Annotated in this window: 4 protein-coding genes; all 4 read left to right on the top strand. The window is 70.0% G+C overall.

What is annotated here, in order from left to right:
* Positions 1 to 167 precede the first annotated feature (167 nt).
* The 4 genes from ACZ4UB_RS08320 to ACZ4UB_RS08305 all read left to right on the top strand — a co-directional run bounded on the left by ACZ4UB_RS08320 (position 168) and on the right by ACZ4UB_RS08305 (position 4,952).
* On the top strand, positions 168 to 977 hold the full coding sequence (locus ACZ4UB_RS08320; protein ID WP_468069082.1) for an SCO4651 family lipoprotein: 810 nt from the start codon (positions 168 to 170) through the stop codon (positions 975 to 977).
* Between the two features lie 234 nt (positions 978 to 1,211).
* Positions 1,212 to 1,970, top strand: coding sequence for an HNH endonuclease (locus tag ACZ4UB_RS08315; protein ID WP_468069080.1), 759 nt, complete (start codon positions 1,212 to 1,214; stop codon positions 1,968 to 1,970).
* A 149-nt stretch (positions 1,971 to 2,119) separates the two neighbouring features.
* Positions 2,120 to 3,136, top strand: a complete 1,017-nt coding sequence (locus ACZ4UB_RS08310) for an RICIN domain-containing protein (protein ID WP_468069079.1) — start codon at positions 2,120 to 2,122, stop codon at positions 3,134 to 3,136.
* Positions 3,137 to 3,584: 448 nt separating this feature from the next.
* Complete coding sequence (locus ACZ4UB_RS08305; protein WP_468069077.1) at positions 3,585 to 4,952, top strand: cytochrome P450; 1,368 nt, start codon at positions 3,585 to 3,587, stop codon at positions 4,950 to 4,952.
* Positions 4,953 to 5,049 lie beyond the last annotated feature (97 nt).

Below are 5,049 nucleotides of genomic sequence, written 5' to 3'. Positions count from 1 at the left end.
CTCACCCAACACCCCCACCACCTCCCGACACTGGCGTGGGTGGGCGGGGATCAAAGTTTGCCTCTCCCCACCCCCCCACCCCCCCCCCCCCACCCCCCCCCCCCCCCCCCCCCCACGGAGGGCGGCGCGGGGGCGCCGCCCGGTACGGACACGACCCAGGGGTGGGAATGAAGACACGCACGATCGCCGCGACCATCGTCACGGTGGGCCTCATGGCCGCGGGCACGACCGGGTGCGGCACGGACGTCACCGACAAGGCCGCGAGCGCCGCGGTGGCCGCAGCGCTGGCCCAGGCCTCCGACCAAGCCTCCAAGCCCGGCTCGGCGGACATCACCACGACCGTCTCGGGCCCGAAGACGGGCGGCAAGACCGTCAAGACGACCGGGCTCTACTCGTGGGGCAACGGCAGGGGCATCTCGATGCAGACCGAGATGCCGGCCGCGGACGTGAAGATGGAGAAGTTCGTCGCGGACGGGACCGTCACGGTCCGATTGGTCGATGCCGTGTACTACTACAACATCGACCCCGTCCCGGAAGGGCCGTACAAGGGCAAGACCTGGGTGCGGATCGACGCCTCGGCGATCCTCGGCGAGGCGGGCGCCTCCGCCATGAAGTCCGGCAACGCCGACCCGGTGGCCGGCCTCAAGACGCTCACCTACGCGAAGGGCGCGTCCAAGGTCGGTACGGAGACCCTCCGCGGCAAGAAGACGACCCACTACCGGGCGACGGTCCCCACGGACCAGATGGGCGCGGCCGGCGACGCGTACACCGGCATGGGCATGACGGGCGACCTCGTCACGGACGTGTGGCTCGACGACAAGGGGACCCCGTCCCGCCTGAGCCAGTCCGTCGGCGGCACCGACCTCAGCGTCGACTTCCTGAGCTTCGGGGGCAGCCAGTCCGTAGAGGCCCCGCCGGCCGCCGACACCGTCGATTTCACGGACCAGGTCAAGAAGAAGCCGGCCGGGACGGCCTGACGCGACCTGCCGCGCACGCCCAGCCGCTCCGCTCCGGCCACATGGGGCGGGGCATTCGGCCGACCCGTGCCGGCAGGTCAGATTTTTCCAATCCAGGCCCGACGGCCGCCCGGTAGGTTTCCCGCCGGCCCGGCAACCAGCCCCCCACGGTGGTGGAGGGATGGGCCATCGCGTTCCGGTGAACGTCGACGGGTCGGAGGGGCCTTGGTGTCTGGGCGTGGCGGCGGAGCACGAATGTCCGCGCGGTCGTGGTGGATACGGATGGTCGGCTTCGCGCTGACGACGGCCTCGGTGGTGTCGCTGGCGCGGGCGGGGAGCACGCCCTCCGCATCGGCGTCGGTGGCGTCGAAGAAGGTGCCGCGGGACCTCCCGCTCCTGTCGGCCCACTCCCCCGCCGTGCGGGGCGTGCGGGGGCCGCTGGTCGAGCCGAGGCAGCCGAAGGCCGACTTCGCTCCGTTGGCGGTGGGCGAGCACGCCCGTTTCGACGCCCGCAGAGCGGTGCGCGGCGCCGATGCCGATGCCGCGCCGCAGACGAGCCTCGTGTCCCCGGTCGACGGAGCGGTCACCGTCAACCAGCGGGTGGGCGATCCGGGACCGGCGCCGACCGATCATCTGGATCCGGTCACGGTGAACCTGTTCAACGGCAACGCCCACGTCGAGGCCGCCGGACCGGCGTTCCAGAGCGTCGGCGGATCCGCCGGGGTGAGCCTGGCCCACAACTCCCGCCAAGGCGCCCCGCGAGTGCGGTGGGAGGGCCAGTTCAAGGCCCCCGTCACCGGTGACTTCTCCTTCCCGGGCGCCCACACCCGCTCCGTCCGGGCCGGGCCGAGCCGGCTCCTCGTCCCGCCGCGGAAGTCCCAGCGCGGGGTGACCCCGTCCCTCGACGAGTGGAACGTCGACCACATGGAGCCCCGGGCTCACGGTGGCGCCAAAAGCCCTGCCGACGGCCAGCCGCTCTGCCGCTGGTGCAACGGCTGGAAGTCGGACAAGTGACGCGGGCCGCCTCGGCTCGGGCCGCCCTCCCCCGATCCACGCACGACGAAAGGATCACGCTGGTGACAAGAAGAACAACGGGACACAGAGGCGCCCTCTGGAGGAGGGCAACCGTCGTCGCGGCAGCGCTGTGCGCCGCCGTGGGGATCATGACGTCCCCCGCAACCGCTCGCGAGGAGGGCGGCGCGTCGGCCGAGGCGCTGATCCAGTTGACGGTGACGAACGTCAGCAACGGCAAGCTCCTGGACGTCCAGGGCGGCAGCTACGACGACAACGCGGCCATCTCCGTGAACCCGGGGTCGGGATCCGCCACGACGTGGCGCATCAACACGGGCACCAGCCTCGACTCGGGGTTCTCCATCGTCAACACCACCACCGGCAAGTGCGTCGACCTGACCACCGCCCGCTACCAGCTGCGACAGCAGCCCTGCGACGGGCGCGCGTCCGAGCAGTGGTACTTCCAACCGATCGCCGGATCCCCGCAGAAGGCGTTCCGGATCCGCCAGGTCGCCGACAACTCCTGCCTGACCGTCCAGATCCCGCCCAACACCGACAACTTCGTGTACACCTACCGCTGCGACAACACACCGCAGCAGCAGTGGACGCTGCCCGCCGACGTCTACCAGAAGGCGTGGAGCACCGCGGTGGACTACGCGGCCGCGCGGTGCAACAGGGACACCTCGAGCTGCTCGTGGTCCACGACCAGCCAGACGCCGCCCTTCACCCTGCCGGAGACGTGCGTCTCCCCGATCTGGTTCAACGACACCTCGACCACGATCCCGTGGGAGTTCTCGCTGACCACCAGCACGGGATGGAGCAACACCATCGGCTTCAAGCTGACGGGAAGCCTGAAGGTCGGCGGTACCGTCGGCCTGGCCAATCTCGAGCTCCAGGTCACCGCCGAGGTCAGCGGCGCCACCACGGTGGACCTCAAGCAGGAAATGGGCAACAAGCTGACGGTGAGCGTGCCCCCGCGCCAGTACGGGTGGGTCGCGCTGTCCGAACTGGCGACGAAGGCCACCGGCACCTGGACCTTCGACACCCAGGGCTTCCCGTGGACCGCCGACGACACCATCACCGTTCCCCTCACGTACGACGCCAACGGCGGCGCGAGCATCTACAGCGCCCGGACCAGAACGTCCTTCACCAACTGCGCCGGCGTCTGACCGGCACCCCAGCGGGTAGCGCACGTGAGAGGGGCGGGCTCCCTGAGCCCGCCCCTCTCACGTGCGCCGACTTGACGAGCTCTGGCCGCCTTCTCAGGACGTTCCGGTCGACGACGAAGGTGGTGATGACGCTCTCGTCCGCCGTCCCCGCACCCGGTCCCGATACGAGCCGGTCGAGGGAGAAGGGCACCCCGTACAGGTCCCGAACGACCTCCCCGGGCTGGTCACGGGGGATGTGGGCCTCTCGGGACGTCATGTTCACCGACCGAACGCACCACAGGTCACGCCGCGCCGACGGACCGCTCCCCCACCTCCTCTCCAGCGATGTTTACCAGCCAGATCAAAACGATCTTTCCTGAAATCGATCTTTGCCCCAGGCGACTTCAACTAGGCTCACTCGGCATATAGTTCACGCTTCACCAATTCTTTACGACGGGGAGAATGCAGCATGGCGATCCAACCGCCCACCGCGACCGGACACCCGCTCTTCGGGTCGATGCTCGACCTCCAACGGGATGCTCTCGGGACCTACCTCAAGGCCCAGCAGGAGCACGGCGACGTGGTGCGGTTCGTCGCCGGCCCGCCGGGAATGCGGGCGCAGTTCTACGGGGTGTTCTCCCCGGCCGGGGCGCAGCAGGTGCTCGCGCAGTCGGCGGCCACCTTCCGCAAGGACAGCCGCTTCTACGACGAACTGCGCGCCTCCTTCGGCAACGGGCTGCTGACCAGCCAGGACGAGGAGCACATGCGCCAGCGGCGACTGCTGAACCCGCTGTTCAGCCAGCGCCAGGTGGACAGCTACTGCACCGACATCGCGGCGGAGGCGCAGGAGCTGACGCAGCGGTGGGACGCGGTGGAGGACGCGACCGTCGACGCCGCCGACGAGATGGCCCGGTACACGCTGCGCGTGATAGCCCGCCTGCTGTTCGGCACCGGCAGCGACCTGGAGACGGCGCTCGGGAGCGTCAAGCGCAATTTCCCCATCATCAATGCGTATGCGGTGAAGCGGGCCTTCTCACCCGTCAACATTCCGCGAAAGGTGCCGACGCCCGGCAATACGAAGGCGGCGAAAGCGCACCAGGAACTGTACGACGTGTGTGACCAGATCATCGCGGCCCGCCAGGACGCGGAGGCCGAGGGCGAGTCGGACCGGCACGACATGCTGAGCGTGCTGGCGCGGGCGCGCGACGAGAACGGGGAGCCGCTCAGCGCGCAGGAGATCCGCGAGCAGGTGCTGGTGTTCCTGGTGACGGGCCACGAGAGCACGGCGACCTCCCTCTCCTTCGCCATGCACATGCTGGCGCTGAACCCCGACGCGCAGGCCCGTGCGCACGCGGAGGTCGACGCGGTGCTGGAGGGTCGGATCCCGGGTGCCGGGGACATGGCCCAGCTGCCGTACCTGAACCAGGTGATCAAGGAGACGCTGCGCCTGTACCCGGCGGCACCCTCCTTCGGCCGCTCCCCCAACGTGGACGTGGAGATCGGCGAGTACGTCATCCCGGCGGGCTCCGACGTACTGGTCAGCCCAGGCGTGATCCAGCGGCGTCCCGACATCTGGGAGGACCCCGACCTCTTCGACCCGGAGCGGTTCCTTCCGGAGAAGGAGGCGGAGCGCGGCCGGTACACGTGGTTCCCGTTCGGCGGCGGTCCGCGGGCCTGCGTGGGCCAGCACCTGGCGATGTTGAACGCGGTCCTGACCCTGGGCGCGCTGCTGCAGAAGTTCGAGTTCACGGCGGTCGACACCGACATCCCGATGTCGACCGGGGTGACGCTGCGGGCCGAGGGCCCGGTGCGGGTGAAGCTCGCTCCCCGTGGGTGAACCGCCCGCCCGATGAACCACCGGGCGTGAACGACGTCGGCCTCCACGACCAGGATCTGGTCGTGGAGGCCGACGTCGTCGTGCGTGCGGGGCCGGG

The sequence above is a fragment of the Streptomyces sp. NPDC028419 genome (assembly GCF_055565515.1).
Note: the sequence above shows the minus strand (reverse complement) of the source record. Positions and strands in the feature narration are given on the sequence as shown.